This is a genomic window from Pseudarthrobacter sp. efr-133-R2A-89, from assembly GCF_030209315.1.
GTDB lineage: Bacteria > Actinomycetota > Actinomycetes > Actinomycetales > Micrococcaceae > Arthrobacter.
On sequence record NZ_JARVSE010000002.1, the window covers coordinates 94,895 to 116,250 of the forward strand.

The 21,356-nt window shown below is 68.5% G+C and carries 21 protein-coding genes; 8 read left to right on the forward strand and 13 right to left on the reverse strand.

Translation table 11 applies throughout. The annotated features are described in order from the left end of the window. Positions 1-51: 51 nt before the first annotated feature. Positions 52-591: a TetR/AcrR family transcriptional regulator gene (locus QRM95_RS03215; protein WP_285246421.1), complete on the forward strand. Its 540-nt coding sequence runs from the start codon at positions 52-54 to the stop codon at positions 589-591. A gap of 37 nt (positions 592-628) precedes the next feature. Here QRM95_RS03215 and QRM95_RS03220 read toward each other — a convergent pair whose 3' ends face one another. The 3 genes from QRM95_RS03220 to QRM95_RS03230 all read right to left on the reverse strand — a co-directional run bounded on the left by QRM95_RS03220 (position 629) and on the right by QRM95_RS03230 (position 3,815). Continuing rightward, a complete protein-coding gene (locus QRM95_RS03220; protein WP_285246422.1) occupies positions 629-1,816 on the reverse strand; it encodes a 4-hydroxybenzoate 3-monooxygenase in 1,188 nt (395 codons plus the stop codon). A gap of 122 nt (positions 1,817-1,938) precedes the next feature. Continuing rightward, positions 1,939-2,682: an IclR family transcriptional regulator gene (locus tag QRM95_RS03225; protein ID WP_285246423.1), complete on the reverse strand. Its 744-nt coding sequence runs from the start codon at positions 2,680-2,682 to the stop codon at positions 1,939-1,941. Between the two features lie 68 nt (positions 2,683-2,750). Continuing rightward, positions 2,751-3,815, reverse strand: a complete 1,065-nt coding sequence (locus tag QRM95_RS03230) for an FUSC family protein (RefSeq protein WP_285246424.1) — start codon at positions 3,813-3,815, stop codon at positions 2,751-2,753. A gap of 157 nt (positions 3,816-3,972) precedes the next feature. On the opposite strand from QRM95_RS03230, the gene QRM95_RS03235 reads away from it, so the two are divergent. The 6 genes from QRM95_RS03235 (at position 3,973) to QRM95_RS03260 (ending at position 10,082) form a co-directional block, all read left to right on the forward strand. After that, positions 3,973-4,806 carry an ACT domain-containing protein gene (locus QRM95_RS03235; protein ID WP_285246425.1) on the forward strand — a complete coding sequence of 278 codons (834 nt, stop codon included), beginning with the start codon at positions 3,973-3,975 and terminating at the stop codon, positions 4,804-4,806. Between the two features lie 176 nt (positions 4,807-4,982). Then, positions 4,983-6,338 carry an MFS transporter gene (locus tag QRM95_RS03240; RefSeq protein ID WP_285246426.1) on the forward strand — a complete coding sequence of 452 codons (1,356 nt, stop codon included), beginning with the start codon at positions 4,983-4,985 and terminating at the stop codon, positions 6,336-6,338. A gap of 81 nt (positions 6,339-6,419) precedes the next feature. Then, entirely contained in the window at positions 6,420-7,103 is a 684-nt protein-coding gene (locus QRM95_RS03245) for a GntR family transcriptional regulator (protein WP_109044792.1), read from the forward strand. Next, positions 7,100-7,888, forward strand: a complete 789-nt coding sequence (locus QRM95_RS03250; RefSeq protein ID WP_285246427.1) for an aspartate/glutamate racemase family protein — start codon at positions 7,100-7,102, stop codon at positions 7,886-7,888. Before QRM95_RS03245 ends, QRM95_RS03250 begins: the two co-directional genes overlap by 4 nt. Positions 7,889-7,923: 35 nt before the next feature. Further along, a complete protein-coding gene (locus QRM95_RS03255) occupies positions 7,924-9,348 on the forward strand; it encodes an amidohydrolase family protein (RefSeq protein WP_285246428.1) in 1,425 nt (474 codons plus the stop codon). An 8-nt stretch (positions 9,349-9,356) separates the two neighbouring features. Beyond that, positions 9,357-10,082: a maleate cis-trans isomerase family protein gene (locus QRM95_RS03260; protein WP_285246429.1), complete on the forward strand. Its 726-nt coding sequence runs from the start codon at positions 9,357-9,359 to the stop codon at positions 10,080-10,082. Between the two features lie 21 nt (positions 10,083-10,103). Here QRM95_RS03260 and QRM95_RS03265 read toward each other — a convergent pair whose 3' ends face one another. The 6 genes from QRM95_RS03265 to QRM95_RS03290 form a co-directional block, all read right to left on the reverse strand. Then, positions 10,104-11,024 carry a diacylglycerol/lipid kinase family protein gene (locus tag QRM95_RS03265; protein ID WP_018762917.1) on the reverse strand — a complete coding sequence of 307 codons (921 nt, stop codon included), beginning with the start codon at positions 11,022-11,024 and terminating at the stop codon, positions 10,104-10,106. A gap of 74 nt (positions 11,025-11,098) precedes the next feature. Next, positions 11,099-12,472 (reverse strand): NAD(P)(+) transhydrogenase (Re/Si-specific) subunit beta, encoded by a 1,374-nt coding sequence (locus tag QRM95_RS03270; protein ID WP_285246430.1) that lies wholly within the window; start codon positions 12,470-12,472, stop codon positions 11,099-11,101. Then, complete coding sequence (locus tag QRM95_RS03275) at positions 12,469-12,777, reverse strand: NAD(P) transhydrogenase subunit alpha part 2 (RefSeq protein ID WP_018762915.1); 309 nt, start codon at positions 12,775-12,777, stop codon at positions 12,469-12,471. The genes QRM95_RS03270 and QRM95_RS03275 overlap by 4 nt, the downstream gene beginning before the upstream one ends. Further along, positions 12,777-13,958: a Re/Si-specific NAD(P)(+) transhydrogenase subunit alpha gene (locus QRM95_RS03280; protein WP_285246431.1), complete on the reverse strand. Its 1,182-nt coding sequence runs from the start codon at positions 13,956-13,958 to the stop codon at positions 12,777-12,779. The genes QRM95_RS03275 and QRM95_RS03280 overlap by 1 nt, the downstream gene beginning before the upstream one ends. A gap of 116 nt (positions 13,959-14,074) precedes the next feature. After that, entirely contained in the window at positions 14,075-14,857 is a 783-nt protein-coding gene (locus QRM95_RS03285; RefSeq protein ID WP_285246432.1) for an IclR family transcriptional regulator domain-containing protein, read from the reverse strand. A gap of 90 nt (positions 14,858-14,947) precedes the next feature. After that, positions 14,948-15,787, reverse strand: a complete 840-nt coding sequence (locus QRM95_RS03290; RefSeq protein ID WP_285246433.1) for a shikimate dehydrogenase family protein — start codon at positions 15,785-15,787, stop codon at positions 14,948-14,950. A 135-nt stretch (positions 15,788-15,922) separates the two neighbouring features. Between QRM95_RS03290 and QRM95_RS03295 the strand changes: the two genes are divergently transcribed. Continuing rightward, positions 15,923-17,260 (forward strand): MFS transporter, encoded by a 1,338-nt coding sequence (locus QRM95_RS03295; protein ID WP_285246434.1) that lies wholly within the window; start codon positions 15,923-15,925, stop codon positions 17,258-17,260. An 89-nt stretch (positions 17,261-17,349) separates the two neighbouring features. Here the strand turns inward: QRM95_RS03295 and QRM95_RS03300 are convergent, their stop codons facing one another. The 4 genes from QRM95_RS03300 to QRM95_RS03315 are packed head-to-tail and all read right to left on the reverse strand — an operon-like array spanning position 17,350 to position 21,275. Further along, complete coding sequence (locus tag QRM95_RS03300; protein ID WP_285246435.1) at positions 17,350-17,775, reverse strand: hypothetical protein; 426 nt, start codon at positions 17,773-17,775, stop codon at positions 17,350-17,352. Positions 17,776-17,782: 7 nt separating this feature from the next. Beyond that, positions 17,783-19,024, reverse strand: coding sequence for an ABC transporter permease (locus QRM95_RS03305; protein ID WP_285246436.1), 1,242 nt, complete (start codon positions 19,022-19,024; stop codon positions 17,783-17,785). Then, a complete protein-coding gene (locus tag QRM95_RS03310) occupies positions 19,021-19,746 on the reverse strand; it encodes an ABC transporter ATP-binding protein (RefSeq protein ID WP_285246437.1) in 726 nt (241 codons plus the stop codon). The genes QRM95_RS03305 and QRM95_RS03310 overlap by 4 nt, the downstream gene beginning before the upstream one ends. Then, a complete protein-coding gene (locus QRM95_RS03315; protein ID WP_285246438.1) occupies positions 19,743-21,275 on the reverse strand; it encodes an efflux RND transporter periplasmic adaptor subunit in 1,533 nt (510 codons plus the stop codon). Before QRM95_RS03315 ends, QRM95_RS03310 begins: the two co-directional genes overlap by 4 nt. Positions 21,276-21,356: the final 81 nt, after the last annotated feature.

The window sequence follows — 21,356 nt, forward strand, 5'->3', positions numbered from 1 at the left end:
GCGATTCTACTACTTTTGTAGTGGCATGGAAGAGGCACTTACACTGGGCGCATGCCCAACCGCCGCACGGAACTGATGGACGCCGCCCTGGGGGTGGTGGCGGACAAGGGAATGAAGGGCTTGACCCACCGCGCCGTCGACGCCGCCGCCGGCCTCCCGGAAGGCACCACGTCCAATTACTTCCGGAGCCGGGCAGCCCTCGTGGAGGCCGCGCTGGACCGCCTCCTGCAGCTTGATGCCGGACTGCTGCGCGATGCCGGTCCCGCCGGACCGCCGCCGGGCATTCCGGAACTGGCCGACCAGCTGGCCGCCATGGTGCTCGCCCTGGCCCGGCAGCACGCCGGCCTCACGCGGGCGCGGTTGGCCCTGTCGCTGGACCGGCCCGAGGCGGTGACCGCCGGCCACTACCTGCTGGTGGGCGGGCTGGAGCAGGCCCTGGATGGTTTGGGAGTGGCGGGCGCGGCAGGGCGGGCGCGGGACGTCGCCGACTACGCCGACGGTCTCTTGCTGCATCTGCTCACCGTCCGCCGGGACCAGCAGCCCGACCCGGCCGCAACCGCAGCGGCGATCCGCCGCCTGCTGGCCCCGTAAAGCGGACCCGGCAGTCCGTCGTCGTCCTCCCGGGCCGCTAGGACGCGGCGGGCCAGCCTGTGTACGCCTCGGCAAGGTAGGCCATGCCGTGCCGCGATGAAACCACGGAATTCAGTTCGCCAAGCTGGCGGGCCCGGGAAAAGTCGTCTGCGTCCGCGGGGGTGTGCAGCATGGTGGTCATCCAGTACGAGAACTGCTGCGCCTTCCACACCCGGTCCAGGGCGCGGTCGCTGTAGGTGTCCAGCAGATGTCCCGATCCGGCGTTGTAGTGGCTGTCCAGCCCCTCGAAAAGGACCTTGACGTCGTTGATGGCCAGGTTCAGTCCCTTGGCGCCGGTGGGCGGCACCGTGTGTGCGGCGTCGCCGGCGAGGAACAGGTTGCCGTGGCGCATGGGGGTGTGGACGAAGCTGCGGAACGGCAGCACCATCTTCTCCAGGACCGGCCCCTCCTTGAGCTCGAACCCGTTGCCGTTGACCCGGCCACGGAATTCGGCCCAGATCCGTTCGTCATCCCACTCGGCCACGTTTTCCTTGTGATCGCACTGGAAGTACATCCGCTGGACGGTCTCGGTGCGCTGGCTGATCAGGGCGAAACCGTTGGCGGAGTTGGCATAGATCAGCTCGCCGGAACTGCGCGGGGCTTCGGCCAGGATGCCGAACCAGGCGAAGGGGTATTCGTGGAAGTACCACTTGCGGTGCGCCTCCGGGATCTGGAAGCGGCAGTGGCTGCGCGAGCCGTCCGCCCCCACCACGAAATCGGCCTGGATCTCGAACTCAACCCCCTCGGAATCGGTGAACCAGACCTTCGGCTTGCCCTCCAGGTCATGGACCGATGTGTCGCTGACGCTGTAGCGGACATCGCCGCCGTCGTCCTTCCTGCGCGCTGCCAGGTCCAGGAACACGTCCGTCTGCGGGTAGAGCCACACCGACTCGCCCACCAGGTCCTTGAAATCGATGCGGTGGCTCTCGCCGTTGAACCGCAGCTCGATGCCGTCGTGCCGGTCCCCGTCCCGCAGCACCCGGTCCGAGACCCCACTGTCCACGAGGAGGTTTACCGTGCCGTGCTCCAGGATGCCGGCCCGGACGGTGTGGGAGATTTCCTCGTGGCTGCGGACCTCGACCACCGTGGACTCGATTCCGGCCGTGGCCAGCAGGTGGGAGAGCATGAGGCCGGCCGGGCCGCCGCCCATGATGGCCACCTGCGTGGTGATGATCTTCCGTGCCATGACTGCGTCTCGCTTCGTTGCGGGGCCCGGGTGGGGGCCGGAGTGGTTGCCTGGCATTCAGTGTGGCCCCGCAGGGGTGACTGGCGTTACAACAATTCCGTTCAACAGAAAGGCGGTGGGAGTCAGGCTCCGGCCAGGCCTCGCGCGATGCCCCGGGCGGCCGTCTGCAGCGCGGGAACCAAGGCCTGGAGACGCATCTCCTGCAGCGGTACCACCACGCCCAGCGATGCCACCGCCCGCTTCCGGCGGTCCAGGACCGGAACCGCGATTCCCCAGGTGTCCGGGTCCACCACACCCTTCAACTGCGCGAAGCCCTGGTGGGAGGTTTCGGCCAGCAGCGCCCGGACCCCATCCGCGGTAAGTTTGCCGTCCGGGTCGGCGAACCCCGCGAGGTACCTGGCCTGCATGGCCTTGTCCTGGTGGGCCATCAGTGCCAGTCCGGCGGACGAGATATGGATGGGCATCCTGCCCGCCACCTGCGCCCGGTTGGCCACCGAGCCCCGGCGGGACAGGCGTTCCACGAAGAGGGCCTCCCAGCCATCGAGCACGGCCAGGTTGACGTTCTGGTTCAGCACCTGCTGGATGTCCTCCATGAACGGCATGGCGGCCTGCCGGAGCGCCAGCGCGGGTGAGGCGCGGTTGACCAGTTCCCAGAGCCGGAGCCCGGGCCGGACCATTCCACCCGGAGCGGTTTCCAGCAGCCCGTGCCCTGCCAGCTGCCCCACCAGCCGGTGCGTGGTGGTCAGCGGAAGGCCTGCCCGCTCCGCGAGCTCAGACAACCGCAGGGCGCCCACGTCCTGGGGGAACGCGGAGATCAGGCGCACGATCCGGTCCACCACGGAGTCGCCCGAGCTCGAGTTTGCCACCGCCAGTCCTTCCGTTCAACGGGAAGTCCAGCGTACCGCGCCCGGGCGGAACCCGCGCGGGAAGGCGGTCAGGCCGTCGTCGAACCCTGCCTGAGGCGGCGCCACGCGCCGGGAGCCAGCACCACGGCAATGCCGACGGCGGCACCGATGACGGTTTCGATGATGCGGTCGCGCAGCAAAAGGGTTGGCGACGCCGGGACCACCAGCAGCGTTGACACCAGCGCCAGGGGCGTAACGAACACCTGGGCCAGCAAGTACTGGCGGAGGATGAACATTTCGGCGCCGAACTGGCACAGCGCCATGACGAGCACGGTCTGCCAGGGTTGCAGGCCGAGCAGCAGGACGGCGGCCAGCACCAAGAGGCCCAGGACGGTGCCGATGATCCTTTGGATACCCCGGCGCACCCGGTGCCGCGTGGAGTGGCCCACCAGGGGCACCACCGCCGCCACCATGGCCCAATAGTTGTGGCCGAATCCCAGGCGGCTGCCGGCCCAGGTGGCCAGTGACCCGGCAAGTCCGGCAGCCACCAGGTAGCCGAAGCCTTCAAGCCGGGCTGCGCGCTTCTCTGCGGGGGTGCGGCGGATCGGGACCGGCCGGATCCAGGGTGTCCGGTGGCTGGGAAGGATCCGGGATGAGAACCCGATGAGCAGGGCGAACACGGTGGTGAGGACGGCCACCAGCATCCCCTGCCACAGCGGCGGCTGGTTGGGAATGGAAGCGATGGCGGCAAAGGCGAAGATGTGGAAGAGGGACCCGGCTGGGCGAAGCCGCAACCAGGAGATGGCCACCGAGCAGGCCCCGGCAACCAGGGTGGTGGCCAGGACCAGGAGCCAAGTGGTGGTGGAGCGGTCAAGGCCGAAGGCGGATTCCATTCGTGCCGCGAGCGCCGCCAGGAAGATCACCAGCAGCATCAGCAGTCCGGCCCGCAACTGCAGCATGAACCGGACCGCGTGCGGCTCGCCGCGGCCGTAGATGCCCGTGAACGCCCCGAAGGACGCGAAGATTGCCAGGTCCAGCCGGCCCAGGAGCACCAGGGTGATCAGCGGCACGAACACACCGACGGCGCACCTCAGCGCCGGATGGTGGTCCTTGTTGCCGGGACCAATGCTGAACATCTCGGCAAACATCTTCACGTGGGCAGCGCCTTCCTTGGGGGTGGGTTATGTCGGGCGGCCGCGCTGACGTTCCTGCTAGATCCTACGGCGGGAGGCACCGGGGACGCCCGGTACGTTCCCATGAATGGAATCAGGAAGCAACGGGGCGGAAACAGCACCCGGTGATGCTTGAGTCATGAAGCGTCCTCCGCACAACACGCCCACTGCCGACCTGAGCTGCGAGGTCTGCGGCCGGATGCCCGAGCCGCCCAAGGCGCGGCTCACCGTTGCCAACGTGGCCGTCATGCTGCCCATCGAACTCCTGGTCCATGCCCTCGTGGTGGAGACCCATCTTCCCTACGTGGCCAAGGTGCTGGTCCTGACGTTCACTGCGACAGTCCTGGTGATTTGGGTGGCCGAACCGTCGGCGGCGAGGATCCTGCGCAGCTGGCTCCATGCGCCGGCACTGCGGCACCGCCGCCAGCTGGCGGCAGCCCCGTCGTTGTGGCGGGCACGGACCCTGCTGGCGGACCAGCCCGGTTCGCTGCAGAGGATGACCCGGGCACTGGCCCGGCTGGACGCCAACATCCTGGGCCTGCACGTGCACCCCGCCCCCGACGGGGTCCTGGACGAATTCGTCCTCGCGGTCCCGGGCGAGGTGGGCGAGCGCGAGCTGCTGGCGGCCCTGCACGACGGCGGCGGCAGCCGTTCGCACGTATGGCCCACCACGTCCCTGGCCATGGCGGACGGGCAGACGAAGGCGCTCAGCCTCGCGGCGCGGATCGCCGCCGCGCCGGACGAACTGCCCCTGGCGGTGGCGGAGCTGCTGCATGCGCAGATCGTGCCGCCACACGATGCCGGGTCACCGGCCGACGACGGGACGCGGCTGAAGATCCCCACGGCCTGGCAGGGACCCATCACCTTTTCCCGGCCGGGCGAGCCGTTTACCCCGGCCGAATCCGCACGGGCCCACCGCCTCGCCGAGCTGGCCGAAACCCTGTCCCACCGCCGGACCGGCTCGTCCGCCTAGCGGTCGAGGCCGTGCTGGCGCCAGTCACAATCCGTTCGGAGGAGCCGCGGAACGCTGCCGGGCAAAAAACCCTTGACAGTGGCGGGAGTCACTTCTACCTTTGTTTTTGGGATCCCAAATTGGGATCCCAAAATCGAATCTCCCCCATTCGTGAACTTCCCCGTGAAGGAGAAGCTGTGTCCGTCCCAAACACTGAAACAACGGCGCCATCCGCCGAGTCCGCATCCCGCACCACCCAGCCCCGCAAGGATGGACTGCAACGGCGCAGTTCCGTCCGGTGGCGGCTCTTCCTGCTGCTCCTGGTCCTCGTGTCCGTCAACTACATCGACCGCGGCTCCATCTCCGTGGCGTTGCCCGTCATCCAAAAGGAATTCAACCTCGCCCCCGAGCTGGTGGGCCTGCTGCTGTCCGCCTTCTTCTGGACCTACGCCCTGATGCAGGTTCCCGTGGGCTGGCTGATCGACAAGTTCGGCCCGCGCAAGGTGATGACCGCATCCTGCCTCGGCTGGGGCGCCGCCACGGCAGCCTCCGGCATGGCAGGAGGATTCCTGAGCATGTTCATCGCCCGGCTTGGAATCGGCGTGACCGAAGCCGGGGTGATGCCCGCCGGCGGCAAGCTCAACGCCATCTGGATGCATCGGTCCGAACGCGGCCGCGGCGCCACCATCCTGGACGCCGGCGCACCCCTGGGTGCCGGGCTTGGCGGCATCATCATCGCCGGCCTCATTGCCACCACCGGCAGCTGGCGCTGGTCCTTCGTGATCGCCGGCGCCGCCACCGTCCTCATGGGACTTGCCGTCTGGTGGTACGTCCGGGACAACCCCCGGGAACACCGGGCCGTCAACGAAGCCGAAGCGTCCTACATCGAAGCCTCGCACGCCGCCGAGGACGCCGAAGCCACCATGGACGGCAGCACAGGCAAACGAGGCCTCCTCCCCTACCTGAAGTTCCGCTCCTTCTGGGCCATGTGCCTGGGATGGCTCGGATTCAACGGAGTGTTCTACGGCCTGCTGACCTGGGGGCCGCTGTACCTGGCCCAAGCCAAGGGCTTCGACCTGAAGACCATCGGCTGGTCCACCCTGGTGATCTTCGGAGCCGGGTTCGTCGGAGAAATCATCGGCGGCACCATCGCCGACAAGTGGCGGGCCTCCGGTGCCTCCGCCAACCTCGTCATGCGCACCCTCCTGGGCATCTCCAGCGCCATCGTCGTAGCGGGCCTGGTAGGCGTCACCGTGGTCCCCGACGCCACCACCGCCGTCGTCCTGCTCTCCGTTGTCCTGTTCTTCCTGCGCTGGGTGGGCCTGTTCTGGAGCATCCCTTCCATCCTGGGCGGACGCACCAACGCCGGGGTCCTGGGCGGCGCCATGAACCTCAGCGGCAACATCTCCGGCTTCGTGACCCCCATCGTCGTCGGCCTGATCGTCGGGGCCACCGGCTCCTACACCTGGGCGCTGCTGTACTTTGTCGGTTCCGCGGTGATCATGGGCGCATCGGTCCTCACCCTGAACTACAACAAGCGGCTTCCTGTCTAAGCTGGCCCTCGCAAGGAAACTTGCAAACCACGCCCCCGCAGCCGGGAGCAGTGCCATACAAGAAATCGAAAATGGAGCACCATGCTGACCGCAGAAGAGACCCAGGACAAGGACCGCCCCCTCCGCGAGACCGTCCGGGACACCCTCCGCACCCGCATTTTCGAAGGGCACTACGCTCCCGGCACGCGGCTGGTGGAACGCGACCTCGCCGCCGAATTCTCCGTCTCCCGCCTGCCGGTCCGCGAAGCCCTCCGCATGCTCCGGCAGGAAGGCCTCATCAGCGACCGCGGGGCCCGCGGGGCGGAAGTAAGCAGCCTCAGCCCCAAGGATGTGGAGGACCTCTTCGACGTCCGCCAGTCCCTCGAGGTGCTGGCCTGCCGGCTCGCCGCCCGCCGCGCCACCGCTGAGGACCTGGCCTACCTCAAGGGGCTGCTGGACAACGCAGAGGCTTTCCTTGCCAAGGGAGCGGTGATGGAAGCGCACCGCTCCAACAGCGAGTTCCACGACGCCATCACCGGGATCGCGGACAACAACTTCCTCAAATCGGCCCTGGAACCCCTGCAGGGCCGGATGCACTGGCTGTTCCGGCACGTCAGCGACCTGCCCGAACTGATCCGCGAACACCGGGAGCTCTACGCCGCCATTGCCAGCGGCGACCCCGACCGGGCGGCCGCCCAATCCGCCTCCCACATCGGAAAGTACCGGGAACAGTTCCCCGAGGACTTCCAGAAAACCGAACCAGAATTCCACCGGAAGAGAAAATGAAACTCCTGGTCATCAACCCCAACATCAGCGCCGACGTCACGGCCCTGATCGAATCCGAGGCGCTCCGCTCCGCCGCCCCCGGCACCGACCTGCTGGTGCGGACCGCCGGCCACGGCGTCGAATACATCGAAACCCGGTTCGAATCACTCATCGCCGCCGGGGCCGTCGCCGAAATCGTCGCCGAGCACACCCGCCCCGGCGCGGACCCGGTTGACGCCATCGTGGTGGCAGCCTTCGGCGACCCCGGCATGCCCGCCCTGAAGGAATTGGCCGACGTCCCGGTCATCGGCATCACCGAGGCCGCACTCTGCGCGGCGGCGCTGCAGGGCCACCGCTTCTCCATCATCGCCATCTCGGACCGGATCAGGCCCTGGTACCGCGAGTGCGTCGAACGCTTCGGGCTCGCCGGCCGGCTGGCCTCCATCCGCTCCATCAACGACTCCCTCACCAGCATCGGCTCGGTCCAGCAGGACTTCAAGGAAACCCTGCTGGCACTCAGCCGGCAGGCCGTGGCGGAGGACGGCGCCGACGTCGTCATCCTCGCCGGCGCCCCGCTGGCAGGACTCGCCCGCGAGCTCAAAGGACAGATCCCCGTTCCGGTGGTTGACGGCATCTCCGCCGGCATCCGCATGGCCGAAGCGGTGGCCGGGCTGCAGTCCGGACCGCACCGCGCGGGCGCCTTCGCCCCTCCCCCGGCGAAGGACCGCAAAGGCCTCTCCGGCACCCTGGACGCAACCCTTGCGGCCCGCCAGGAGCACGCCGGCGCGCCCCAGCCTGCCGCCTAAAGCCAGACGCCACCACACCCACAAGGAGGACACCGATGTCCCACCAGCCAGAACTTGTCATTGCCAACGCCACGATCGTCAACAGTCATGGCCGCCAGGCCGCCCACATCGTGGTGCAGGACGGCCGCATCGCCGCCCTCATCGACGTTGACCAGCCGGTCCCTGCCGCCGGCCGCACCATCGACGCCGCCGGCAAACTCGTCATCCCCGGCGGCGTTGACGGACACTGCCACGTCGCCCAGGTCACCGGACGCTTCCGTACCCTTGACGACTTCCGGACCACGTCCACCGCAGCACTGTGGGGCGGTACCACCACCATCATCGACTTCGGCATCCCCCGGGACGCCCAGGAAACCCCGCTCGCCGCCGCCCTGCACAAGAAGGAACTCGCCACCGAATCCCGGTGCGACGTCGCCCTCCACGGTGCGGTGGTCGCCTGGGACGAAACCATCCCCTGGCAGCTCGAGCAGCTTGCCGCCGAAGGCGTCCGCTCCGTGAAGATGTACACCACCAACCGCGGCACCACCATGGCCGACGGGGACACCATCCTGAAGGTCATGCGGGAACTGGTCCGGCTGGACGGCCTGGCCTACATCCACGCCGAACACGATCCCATCATCGCCGACTGCACCGAACAGCACGCCCAGGACGGCCGGATTGGGATCGAACACCTGCACCGGACACGCCCCGAGCTGGCCGAGGAAATTTCGGTGAAGGAAACCCTGGCCATGGCCGAATACACCGGGGCGCCCGTGTATTTTGTCCATCAATCCACGCCCGGAGCCGTGGACCTTGTCGCGGAGGCACGCGGGCGCGGGCTCCAGGCGTACTCGGAAACCTGCCCGCACTACGTGACCCTGGACGACACTGTCTACGCGTCCGCTTTTCCCGAATGGTTCGCCTGCTGCCCGCCCATGCGCAGCCCGGAAACCGTGGCCGCCCTCAAGGAGCGGCTGGCCTCCGGGGCCATCCACACGATGTCCTCGGACCACTCCTGCTACGACCTGTCCCAGAAGCGCGAGCGCACCGATGACGTGCGCGCCATGCCGCACGGGCTGCCCGGCGTGGAGACCCGGATGCCGGTGACGTTCACCGCAATGACCTCCGCCGGCGCCTCCGTGGAGCAGTTCGTCGAGGCCTTCGCGGCCGGCCCCGCCCGCATCAACGCGGTCCCCGGCAAAGGCCGCATCGCCGAGGGGTTCGACGCCGACCTGGTGGTTTTCGACCCCACCGAGGAACGGACCGTGGATGGCGCCGCCCTGCACATGGGGACCGATTTCTCGCCCTTCGACGGGAAGGCACTCACCGGCTGGCCCGCCGTCGTGGTTTCCAACGGCCGGGTGGTGCTGGACGCGGACGGCTTCCACGATCCCGGCCCCGCAGGCCGGTTCATCAACCGCAACGGCTTCCGCGAGCACCAGTCCCTTTCCGCCGCCGCGGCGCCTGCCGCCGCCCTCTAGGAGTTCCCATGCCTGCAACCACACGCCCCCGCCGGATCGGCATGATCGTGCCGTCCTCCAACACCTGCCTGGAGCCGCAGACCTACCGGATCCTCGGTGGCCGCAGCGACGTCACGGTCCACTTCACCCGCATTCCCGTCACCCGGATCGCCCTGGACGACTCCGCCAACCGCCAGTTCGACCCCGCCGTCATGCGGGAGGCCGCACGGCTGCTGGCGACGGCGGACGTGGACGTCATCGCCTGGAACGGCACCTCGGGGTCGTGGCTGGGTTCGGCCCACGACCGGGAGCTTGCGGCGGAAATTACCGGCGCCACGGGCATCCCGGCAACTACCTCCACGCTGGCCTACCTTGAGGCGTTCCGGGCCTTCGGCACCGAACGGATCGGCCTGTTCACGCCGTATACAGGCGATGTGAACTATCAGGTCATCGCCTCCTACGAGCGCGAAGGCATTAAAACCGTGGACCACCGGGCGCTCGGGCTCAGCGACAACGAGTCGTTCGCCAGGGTCACGGACGCGGAGATGCTGCCGGGATCGCGGGAACTCGCCGCCGCCGCGCCCGACGCCCTGGTGTACCTGTGCACCAACCTCTACGGCGCCAACATCACCGCCGAGATCGAGGAGAGCACCGGCGTTCCGGTCCTTGACTCCGTGGCGGTCACCCTCTGGCACGCCCTGAAACTGGCGGGGGCTCCGCTGTTGGAGCCGTGCTGGGGCAGGCTCCTGGCCTAGCCGGCGTGCCCCGCCGGGCGCTTACATCCGCAGGGTCAGGGCTCCGGGCTCGATGCTCATCAGCACGTGCTTGCCCTCACCCTCGTGGTCCCCGTCCAGTTGGTAGTCGTCCTTGTGCTCCAGGGTGATCTCAACCGTCTTGCCCTGGAAATACTCCACCGCCGTATCCCGGTTCCGGCCCTTGCCGATGATGCCGGCCAGCACGGACAGCCAGCCGAGCTTGCCGTGGTGGGGTGCCAGGACCGCGATGTCCAGCAGGCCGTCGTCGATCTTGGCGTCAGGGAAGATCTCCACGCCGCCCTGGACCTTGCCGCAGTTGCCCACCATCACGCTGCGCACGCCGCGGTGCATCACGGTCTTGCCGTCAATTGCGAGGGTGGCCTTCACGGGCTTCCCGGGCAGGTTCCGGATGCCGGCATCCACGTAGGCCAGCCACCCCACCTTGTCCTTGAGGTCCTCGTTGGTGTCGCCCATGATGGTGGCGTCGTAGCCGAGGCCCGCCATGACCAGGAAGAGCTGGTCCTGGTCCGGATCGCTCCGCTTGGCGCGGACCACGTCGATCTTCCGTTCGGCGCCGGTCAGGGCGCCGGCCATGGCGCCGTCGTAATCGGTCACGTCCATGCCCAGGTTGCGCGCCAGCAGGTTACCCGTCCCCAGCGGCAGCAGGCCCATGGGCGTATCACCGCCGGCCAGGACCTCGGCGACGCACCGGACGGTACCGTCGCCCCCGGCCGCGATGACGAGGTCCGCCCCCTGAGCCAGGGCTTCCTTTGCCTGCCCGACGCCGGGATCCTCCTTGGTGGTCTCCAGCCAGATGGGCTCGCCCCAGCCGTTCTCGACGCAGTGCTTGGCCACCAGGCCGCGTACGTCGAAGTCCACCGGCTTGGCAGGATTGACAATGATGGCGGCACGTTTGGGCGAAGTGGAGCTGGTGTCAGTCATGGCGTCCTCTGGTGGGGTGGAAAGCAAGCAGGCTGTTGAGAGAAGAGTAACCCGAAGCGGCTGCAGTTCAGCGCCTACAATGCCTTGACGGCACCCAGCACCTGGGCCAGGGACTCCTTGGCGTCGCCGAACAGCAGGGACGTCTGCGGCTCGAACAGGAGTTCGTTCTCGATGCCGGCAAACCCAGGGCGCATGGAACGCTTAAGGAACACCACCTGCCGCGCTTCCGCCACCTCCAGGATGGGCATCCCGTAGATCGGCGACCCTGAGGATGTCTTGGCCGCCGGGTTGACGACGTCATTGGCACCCACCACCAGGGCGACATCGGTGGTCTTGAACTCCGGGTTGATCTCGCCCATTTCCTTGAGCGATTCGTAGGGCACGTTGGCTTCCGCCAGCAGCACGTTCATGTGGCCGGGCATGCGGCCGGCCACCGGGTGGATGGCGAAGTCCACCTGGATGCCCCGGGCCTCCAAAGCCAGCGCCAGTTCGGCGGCGGTGTGCTGCCCCTGCGCCACGGCCAGGCCGTAGCCGGGAACAATGATCACGCGCTGGGCGTAGCCCAGCAGGACCGCCACGTCCTCCGGCGAGGAGGACCGGACCGGACGCTCGCTCACTGCCGTGGACCCCGCCGTCGACCCTCCGCGGAAGGCGCCAAACAGGATGCCCGCTACGCTCCGGCCCATGGCCGCCGCCATGGCGCGGGTGAGGATGGTGCCCGAGGCGCCCACCAGCGTGCCGGCCACCACCAGCAGGACGTTGCCGAGCACCACGCCGGACGCCGCGACGGCCAGGCCGGTGAAGGCGTTGAGCAGCGAGATGACGATGGGCACGTCGGCGCCGCCCACTGGCAGGACCAGCAGGACGCCCGCGGCGAGGCCCAGGACCAGCAGCAGGACCGCAAGGGGCAGCGACCCGGAAACGACGACGGCGACGCCGGAGGCCACCGCCGCGAGCAGTACCACCGACATCACCACGGGCAGCCCCGGGAACACCACGGGCCGGGTGGTCATCAGCTCCTGCAGCTTGGCGAACGTGATGCCCGAGCCGGCGAACGAAACGGCCCCCACCAGGAGCGTGAAAACGATGGCCACGCGGACCCACGGTTCCCCCGCATGGCCCAGCTCGAGGAGGGCCACCAGCGCAGCAGCGCCGCCTCCCACCCCGTTGAACAGGGCCACCAGTTGCGGCATCTGCGTCATCCTGACCCGCCGCGCCACGGGGGCGGCGACGGCGGAGCCCACCACGATGGCGCCCAGGATCCACGGAATGTTCTCGAGCCGGGCGGACAGGAAGACGGTCACGACGGCGATCACGGCACCCAGGGCGCCCACCAGGTTTCCGCGGCGGGCGGTGCGGGGCGAACTGAGTCCGCGCAGCGCCAGGATGAAGAAGACCGCTGCGGCCAGGTACAGCAGGGCGGTCCAGACGGGATCGAGGATGCTCATTTGCTGCCGCCCTTGGCTTGCCCGGCATCCTTTTTCGCATGGAACATGTGCAGCATCCGGTCCGTCACCACGAAGCCGCCCACCAGGTTGGCGGTGGCGAGGACCACCGCGAGCAGTGCCACCGCCAGGACCCACGGGTCTGCCGCCTGGCCGGCCACGATGATGGCACCCACCAGGATGATCCCGTGGATGGCATTCGCGCCGGACATCAGCGGGGTGTGCAGGGTGCTGGAGACCTTGGACACCACCTCGAAGCCGACGAACACTGCAAGTACGGTAATGGTCAGCAGGGCTGTCCCGTCCATCAGAGTGCTCCGTCCTGCCGGGCCGTGGCGGCTGCGCCGGTCCGTGCGGCCAGCAGCGCGGCGGTGGGCTGGTGCCGCACCACGCCGTCGTGGGTCAGGCAGGCTCCGGCCACCACTTCGTCGTCGAAATCCAGGGCCAGCGCGCCGTCCCGGACCATCAGCGCCAGCAGGTTGGCCACGTTCTTGGCGTACAGGCGGGAGGCGTCGGAGGCCATCGCAGAGGCGGGGTCCTTCAGGCCCACCAGGGTAATCTGCCCGGACCCGTCCGCGGTGGGGATGGGGATGTCCTGGCCGGGCACGGATCCTTCCACGTTCCCGCCGGACTCCGCGGCGAGGTCGACGACGACAGATCCGGGGCGCATGCCCTGCACCATTTCGCGGGTCACCAGGAGGGGCGCGGGACGGCCCGGGACGGCCGCCGTCGTGATCAAAACGTCCGATTGGGCGACGTGCGGGGCCAGCAGCTGGCGCTGCCTGGTGCCGGCATCGGAGCTCAGCTGCCGCGCGTAGCCGCCCGCCGCTTCCGCGGTTTCAAGGTCCAGCCGGATGAAAGTGCCGCCCATGGAAGCCACCTCGTCAGCGGAGGCGGGCCGGATATCGTTGGCGAACACCCGCGCCCCCAGCCGCTTTGCCGTCCCGATGGCCTGCAGCCCCGCCACGCCCGCCCCGAGGACCAGGACGCGGGCCGGCGGGATGGTCCCGGCGGCGGTCATGTACAGCGGGAAGAACCGTGGCAGCCGGATGGCCGCTTCGAGCACGCAGCGGTAGCCGGCCACCAGCGCCTGCGAGGTCAGCGCATCCATGGACTGGGCCCGGGAAATGCGGGGCACCAGCTCCAGGGCGAAGGAGGTGACGCCGTTGTCCGCGAGCGCCTGCACCGTGGGCAGTTCGGACGACGGCGATCCGAGCCCCACAGCCACCGCTCCCCGTTTCAACGCTGCAGCGGTGTCCGGGTCCAGCGGGCGGACGTGGGCCAGGATGTCGAGGGCGCCGTGGTCCAGTTCCGCGACGATCTCCGCGCCCGCCTGCCGGTAGTCATGGTCGGAGTGGCCCGCGGCGGTCCCGGCCCCGGTCTCGAGCAGGACGCCCAGGCCCATTCCGGTCAACTGCCTGACGGTGTCGGGGGTGGCGGCCACGCGCCGCTCGCCCTCCCGGCGTTCCCGCGGAATGCCCAGTTTCACCCGCTGCCTCCTCTTCCTGAAGGGCGTGGCAGCGGCTCTGCTGCACGCAGTTGGCTTGAGTCTAGAGCCCTGCGCGCCGCGGCGGGAGTAGGGTGGCCGGCTTGGATGGCAAACAGTTACCTCGCGGCAGCGCCCGCCGACCCGCCGTAATCCAGGGCGATCCGCCGCGCGGCTTCCAGCAGCTCGGGGAGGACTGTCGCCTCGATGTCCTGGGCTGCGGCTCGGTGCGTCTGCAAGGAAACGTTGGCCGCCGCTACAACCTCGTGTCCGCGCATCACGGGGACAGCGACGCCGCGGAGGCCTTCTTCGAGTTCCTGCGAGACCATGGACCAGCCTTTCCGGCGCGTGGCCTCCACCTCGGCCCTCAGGTCCTCGACGCTGCCGAGTGAGCGGTCGGTGAAGCGGTGCAGCTGGACCGACTGGAGATAGTCCTCCAGCCGCGCGGCGGGCAGGCCGGCGAGCAGGACCCGGCCCATGGAGGTGGCCCAGGCCGGGAAGCGGGTGCCAACGGTGATGGAAACGCTCAGGAGGCGGGGGGAGGGCACGCAGGCCACGTAGACCACGTCGCCGCCGTCGAGGATGCACAGGGCCGTGGTTTCGTTCAGGTGCTCCGCGAGTTCCTTCAGGTGCGGCTCTGCCACCCTGGGCAGGGTCAGGCCGGCCAGGTAGGAACGGCCGACGTCGAGGGACCGGGCGGTCAGTTCGAAAGCGGACCCTTCGGCCCGGACATAGCCAAGATCGGCCAGCGTCAGCAGGAACCGGCGTGCGGAGGCGCGCGTCATGTCCGTTGCGGCCGCCACTTGGGAAACGGTGAGCCTTGGCTGGTCCGGGGTGAAGGCGAGCAGGACGTCGAAGGCCTTCTCCACCGACTTCACAAAGTAGCCTGCCTGCTCCTCCATGGGCGTTGCGGTTTCCTCTCCGGACGTCGGTGGCGCACCGCTCAGGTTTGCCGGGCTTCAGCGCCTGTCCGATCATATCGGTGGCGGCTGTCAGGACCTCGCCCGGAGATCCGCCAGCGTTTCCTGCAGCAGCCCGCGGACCCGCCCGTCCAGGTCCAGCAGCGGGACCATGGCCACTGCCTGCTCGCGAAGGTGGTCCCATCCGTCAATGCAGCGGACCCCCAGGCGGCGGGCCCGGGCCACGCTTGGGGTGGCGTGGCGGGCGTACACGAAGTCGTAGAGGACGGCGTCCGGTGCGAGCGGGGCGCTGCCCCACGCGGGCCCGTCCGAACTGTCCTTGCCGATGGGGGTGGCGTTAACCACCAGTGATGCGTCCGCGGCGAGGTCCTGCGCCGCACACCATGAGACGGACCGGGATTCGATGCCAAGTTCCAGGCCGAGGTCCGTCAACTCATTGGCGGCGCGGGGGTCCTGGTCGGTGATGGACACGGCACCCACGTTTCCGCGCAGGGCGATCAGCGCCGCCCTGGCCGCTCCGCCGGCGCCAAGGAGCAGTGCGTGCCGGTGGGTGGCGCCCCCCAGCAGCACCTCCGCGGCAGTGATGTCGGTGTTGTGCCCCACCAGTTCCCCGCCCTCCCTGACCAGGAGGTTGCAGGCGCCGCTCAGCCGGACCGGGCCGGTGATGCGGTCCGCGGCCTCGGCGGCCCAGTGCTTGTGCGGCATGGTGACATTGGCCGCCAGGATGTCCGGTTCCAGGAGCCTGCGCCGGGTCCGGACCAGGTCACCGCCGGCAGGGACGTCCCAGGGTTCATAGGTCCAACCGTTGCCGAGTTCCTGCAGGACGGGGTTCCACAGATCGGGAGACATGGCCGCGGACGCAGCGGACCCGATCAGGACCAGGCGGGATGCCTCCACAGAAGGATTCGTCATGACGCACCTTTCGCGTAGTGCCATTGTGATTGGCCTCACTGGCTAGTATCCTCTATTCAAACGCATATCGCACACTTGTTCGGTATGCGCACAAAATGAGAATTCACGCTTACCTTCAGCGCGGAAGGACACCCCATGACAGACATCGCAGCAGGCTCCCAGGCCCAGTACACCCCGGACGCCCAACGCCGCCTCAAGCGCGCCAGGAAGGCTGCGCTGGCTGCCTTCCTTGGCGGCGCCCTGGAGTATTACGACTTCTTCATCTACGCCACCGCCGCCTCCCTGGTGTTCTCGAAGATCTTCTTCCCGGCGGGCGATCCGACCATCGCCCTGCTGGCCTCGTTCGCAACGTTCGGTGTGGCCTACGTCGCCAGGCCGTTCGGCGCCGTCGTCTTCGGCCACCTGGGTGACAAGATCGGACGCAAGAACACGCTGGTGCTCACCCTGGTGCTCATGGGCAGCGCCACGTTCCTGATCGGCGCCCTGCCCGACTTCAACGCCGCCGGATACTGGGCGCCAGCCCTGCTGGTTCTGCTGCGCCTGATGCAAGGCCTCTCAGCCGGCGCGGAGACCGCCGGCGCCTCGGCCCTGTCCACCGAGGAAGCCCCCGAGGGACGCCGCGGCTTCTTCGCCAGCTTCTCGATGAGCGGCATCTCTGCCGGCATCGTCCTCGCCTCCCTGGCGTTCCTGCCCGTGGCCGCCATGAGCGAGGCAGACCGGCTCGCATGGGGCTGGCGAATCCCCTTCTGGCTGTCCATCGTGGTGCTCATCGTCGCCTACCTGGTCCGCCGTTCACTGGAAGAACCTGAGGTCTTCGAGGAAAAGCAGGACCACGGCGAACTGGTGAAGCTGCCGTTCGCCAAGATGTTCCAGACCCATCCCGCGCAGTTCTTCCAGGTGGCGCTGATGTCCTTCGAGACGGTCACCAACACCTTCATGCAATCGTTCGGCCTGGCCTACGCCGTGTCCGTGGGCGTGCCCGCGTCCACCATGCTGTGGGTGAGCATCCTCGGAAACGTCCTGGCCATGGCCAGCCAGCCGCTGATGGCCCGGCTGTCCGACACCTATGGCCGCCGGCCCATCTTCATCGCCGGGGTCCTCGGCTCCGGCGCCATGATCTTCGTGTACTTCTCGGTGATCTCCACGGGCAACATCCCGATGATCTTCCTGACCAGCACCCTGATTACCGCCGGAACGTACGCCATGTCCAACGCGATCTACCCGGCGTGGTTCTCCGAGCTCTTCAACGTCAAGGTCCGCTACTCCGGCATGGCGATCGGCCTCCAGATCGGCATCCTCTGCGCCGGCTTCACCCCGCTGCTGGGAACCGCCCTCGTGGGTGCCGAGAAGGCCAACTGGGGCCCTGCGGCCTGGATCGTTGCGGCGTCATCCATCCTGGCCGTGACCGGCGCCCTGTGGGCCCGGGAAACCGCCAAGACCCCGCTGCGTGAACTCGGCAACCCGGTCGGGTAGACCCGGACTGCCCGGACCCGCAGCGAAAAGCGAGGCCGACGACGGGACGCAACTCCCGCCGTCGGCCTCACCTTTGCGGGCCCCACGCCCTACTGGCCGGCAGCACCCGTGGGCGCGGCGGCCGGGGCGGTCGCACCGTTGTTGCCGTTGCGGCGGCCCTGGCCGGGCGTTGGGGTGCCGGAGGTGTTGCCGGCACCGGCCCCGGCACGGCCGTTGGTTCCCTGGAAGTTGCCCACGTTGGCCCGGCCGGCCCGGGCGCCGAGGTCAAGCTGCTTCTGCACCATCGAGCCGCCGAAGAATCCAGCCACCACCAGCAGTACGCAGACCAGGACTTTCGTGGTGCGGCCGGGGGTGTACCGCTTCCGGGGAATGAAGGGTTCGTCGTCGGCGTGGATTTCGGCCGGCTGGCCCGGGAAGGACCCGTGGTCCTCGCCGGGGGCGGTCAGGGGAACGGGAGCGGGCAGCGCTTCGGTGGCGGCGTCGGTGTCCGGGTTGTATGGGCTCGAGCTGTTCACGGGTTTCCTATTCATAGCGGAGGGCATCGATGGGCCGCAGCTTCGCAGCCTTGTTGGCGGGGTAGACCCCAAAAACCAGGCCAATGACGGCTGATACCGCCAGGGACAGCCAGACTGTCCAGGCCTGCACCTCGGGCTGGACGCCGAGCACGGGGAACGCACTGCCCGCGAAGCCGACGGCGATCCCGGCCACCCCGCCGATGACCGAAATCACCAGGGATTCGATCAGGAACTGCGTCACGATGCTGCCCCGGGACGCGCCGATGGCCTTCCTGATGCCGATCTCCCGGGTCCGTTCCGTCACGGTGACCAGCATGATGTTCATGACGCCGATGCCGCCGACCAGGAGGCTGATGGCAGCCACCGCGCCCAGCAGGATGGTCAGTGTTTGGGTGGTGTTGGTGGCGGTGGTGAGGATCTGCGCCTGGTTGCGGACCTGGTAGTCCCGGTTGGTGGAGTCGACGTGGTGGCGGGCGTCCAGGATCATCTGGATCTCGTTTTGGGCCTGGTTCATGACGTCCGCGGAGGCTGCCTGCACCGTAATGGACGCGAGTGTGGGCGCATAGCCGGTGAACTTGTTCTGCGCGGCGGAGAACGGCACCACCACGATGTCGTCGGGATCGTTCAAGCCGGTGGAGCCCTTGACCGCGAGCACTCCGGACACCGTGAAATTCTGGCCGTTCAGCTGGATGGTCTGGCCCACCGCGGAACCTGTGGTGGCGCCGAAGAGATCACTGGCCACCGTGTTTCCGATGACGGCCACCGGGTTCCCTGCCTGCTGGTCGGCTTCGGTGAAGGACGCCCCGGACGCCATGGCGCTGTTGGTGATATCGAAGTACGAGGACGTGGTCCCGAGGAAGCTGGCAACGGAGTGGGTGGCGCTGGTGTACGTTGCCGTGACACCCTGCGCCTGGACGATCGGCGCCGTGCGGGCCACATCGGGGGCCAGGACGGCATCCGTGAGGGCGTGCTCGTCCTCAAGGGTGAGGTTGGTGCTGCGGGTACGGCTTGCCCCGGCCTGGCCGCCGGTGCTGCGGCCGCCCACGCTGGTGGAGCGGCTGACGGTGAGGACGTTGGTGCCCAGCTTGCCGATCTGGGCTTTGATGTTGTTGCTTGTCCCCGCGCCGACCGCGAGCAGGATGATGACGGCGGCGATGCCGATCAGGATCCCCAGCGTGGTGAGGACGGAGCGCATCTTGTTGGCGGCCACCCCGGAGAGGGCGAAGCGCGCCGATTCGAGGAGGTTCACGGCGCCACCGCAAAGGTTCCCGCGGGCACCGGCTGCTGCCTGACATCGGAGACGATCCGGCCGTCCTGCATCCGCACCACCCTGCCGGCCCGCTCGGCGACATCCATTTCGTGCGTGATCATCACGATGGTCCGCCCGCTGGTGTGCAGGTTCCCGAAAAGGTCCAGGATCTCAGCCGAGGACCGCGAGTCCAGCGCCCCCGTGGGCTCATCGGCCAGCAGGAGGACGGGGTTGGTCACCAGGGCCCTCGCAATGGCCACGCGCTGCTTCTGGCCGCCGGAGAGCTGTGACGGCTTGTGGCCGGCGCGGCTGGACAACCCCACGGTGTCCAGCATGGCCAGTGCGCGGCTGCGCCGCTCGTGGCGTCCCACCTTGGCGTAGGCGAGCGGCATGGCCACATTGTCCACCGCCCGGGTCCTGGAGATCAGGTTGAAGTTCTGGAACACGAAGCCGATCTTGCGGTTGCGGATCTGCGCTTGCTGGTACTCGTCCAGTTCCCGGGTATTGATGCCGTCCAGGTGGTAGCTTCCGGTGCTGGGCGCGTCGAGGCAGCCGATGATGTTCATCATCGTGGACTTCCCGGACCCCGAGGCTCCGATAATGGCCACAAAGTCGCCCTGCTCGATCGCGATGTCCACGGCGTCCAGCGCGCGCACCTCTGCCTCACCCTTGCCGTAGACCTTGCTGACGCCGGACAGTTCGATGACGGCTGCCACGGTCACTGGCCGCCGTTCCGGGTGCCGCCGCCGCGGGTGCCCGCGCCGCCCAGTCCGCCGGCGCCGAATCCGCCGCCGGTGGACGTGCTGCCGGTGTCAAGCGTGCTGGATATGGCCGGAAGCTCCACCTGGTCCCCGTCAGCCAGCCCGGTCAGGACCTGGGTGCGCCCGTTGGCGCTGATCCCGGTGGTGACCGTCACCGGCGTCGGGGTGCCGTTCTTGAGGACGTCGACCGTTTGCCGGTTCCCGGTGGTGGTGATGGCGAGGCTGGGCACCACCAGGGCGTCGTCGGCCGTGGCGGTGGTGACCGAAATGTTGGCGCTCTGGCCCAGGCGCAGTCCGGCAGGCGGGTTCGCGATGGAGACCGTCACCGGATAGGTGACCACGCCGTTGGTGGTGCTTGAGGTCTGGGCTATGGAAACCACCTTGCCGGTGACGGGTGGGGCGGCAGGATCCTGGGCCAGGGCGGGGAAGGTGAACTGGGCCGTCTGGTCCGGCTTCATGCTGGTGACATCGGACTCGGAGAACCCGGCCACCACCTGCAGGTGGCCGGTGTCGCTGATGGTGACCAGGCCGCTGCCGGAGCTTGACCCGGCGGAGGACGCTGCCCCGGAGGACGCGGACGTGGCCGCTCCGGTGCCCCCGCTGGCGGCGGACCCGGACGACGCTGCCGGGGACCCCGAGGAGGATCCCGTCAGCGCGCCGGCCGTTGCGGTCACCGACGTGACGGTTCCGGCCACCGGCGAGGTCAGGTTGCACGCGGCGAGGTTCGCTTTGTCCGTCTCGACGGCGAGCTGGGCACTGGTGACGTTGGTCCCCCCTGCCGAGGCCGCCGCGTTTTGGGCATTGCCCAGGGCAGTGGTGGCGGAGGCAACCTGCTGCTTGTCCTTGAGCTGTGTGGAGGCGGATTGGTTCTGCGCCTGGGTCAGCGCGGCCTGGTCCTTGGCCAGCTGGTTCTGGGCCGCCGCCACCGGGTCCGTCCAGTTGGCAGGCTTCGGGTTGGGGGCGGGCACGGCCTGGGCGGCGGTCACGGCAGCGTTGTCGGCATCCACAGCTTTCTGGGCCGCGGCCACCGCAGCGGACTGCTGGGAGGAGTCCAGGCCGGCGGACTGCTGGGCGTTCACCAGGGTCTGGTTCGCCGTCGCCACCTGCCCGGCGGCGGATACCTGCTGCTGGTTGGCCTGTGCCGTCACCGAATCCAGCTGGGCCTGGGCCGCGTTCAGGGCATTCTGGGCGTTGGTGGGATCAATGGACACCAGCAACTGCCCGGCGGTGACCTGCTGGCCCAACGTCGCTGCCACCGATTGGATCACGCCGCTGCAGTTCTGGGCGCTGACCACCGTGGTGGTTTGCGGGGCGACATTGCCCGAGGCCGTGGCCACCGAAGAAATGGCCGCCTTGCCCACCGTTACCGTGCGCGCGGCCGCCGACGGGGTGGTGGAGCCAGCCGCCGTGGCCGTGAGGTAGGTGCCTGCGCCGAGGGCAAGAATGACGGCGCCCAGGCCCAGGTTGATAACAAGGGATTTTGAGGTCATGGCTGGACCTTAAAAGGGGCACCTGAAGAAATGCCGTGAAAATGGTGGGAGCAGGGCGATTCGGACCTTTTGTGTCGTCCC

Bases quoted from the DNA above. Each gene is read 5' to 3' on its own strand.
- QRM95_RS03215 (WP_285246421.1), top strand. From the start codon at position 52: ATGCCCAACCGCCGCACGGAACTGATGGACGCCGCCCTGGGGGTGGTG.
- QRM95_RS03220 (WP_285246422.1), bottom strand. From the start codon at position 1,816: ATGGCACGGAAGATCATCACCACGCAGGTGGCCATCATGGGCGGCGGC.
- QRM95_RS03235 (WP_285246425.1), top strand. From the start codon at position 3,973: ATGAAGCGTCCTCCGCACAACACGCCCACTGCCGACCTGAGCTGCGAG.
- QRM95_RS03245 (WP_109044792.1), top strand. From the start codon at position 6,420: ATGCTGACCGCAGAAGAGACCCAGGACAAGGACCGCCCCCTCCGCGAG.
- QRM95_RS03250 (WP_285246427.1), top strand. From the start codon at position 7,100: ATGAAACTCCTGGTCATCAACCCCAACATCAGCGCCGACGTCACGGCC.
- QRM95_RS03255 (WP_285246428.1), top strand. From the start codon at position 7,924: ATGTCCCACCAGCCAGAACTTGTCATTGCCAACGCCACGATCGTCAAC.
- QRM95_RS03260 (WP_285246429.1), top strand. From the start codon at position 9,357: ATGCCTGCAACCACACGCCCCCGCCGGATCGGCATGATCGTGCCGTCC.
- QRM95_RS03265 (WP_018762917.1), bottom strand. From the start codon at position 11,024: ATGACTGACACCAGCTCCACTTCGCCCAAACGTGCCGCCATCATTGTC.
- QRM95_RS03270 (WP_285246430.1), bottom strand. From the start codon at position 12,472: ATGAGCATCCTCGATCCCGTCTGGACCGCCCTGCTGTACCTGGCCGCA.
- QRM95_RS03275 (WP_018762915.1), bottom strand. From the start codon at position 12,777: ATGGACGGGACAGCCCTGCTGACCATTACCGTACTTGCAGTGTTCGTC.
- QRM95_RS03285 (WP_285246432.1), bottom strand. From the start codon at position 14,857: ATGGAGGAGCAGGCAGGCTACTTTGTGAAGTCGGTGGAGAAGGCCTTC.
- QRM95_RS03290 (WP_285246433.1), bottom strand. From the start codon at position 15,787: ATGACGAATCCTTCTGTGGAGGCATCCCGCCTGGTCCTGATCGGGTCC.
- QRM95_RS03295 (WP_285246434.1), top strand. From the start codon at position 15,923: ATGACAGACATCGCAGCAGGCTCCCAGGCCCAGTACACCCCGGACGCC.
- QRM95_RS03315 (WP_285246438.1), bottom strand. From the start codon at position 21,275: ATGACCTCAAAATCCCTTGTTATCAACCTGGGCCTGGGCGCCGTCATT.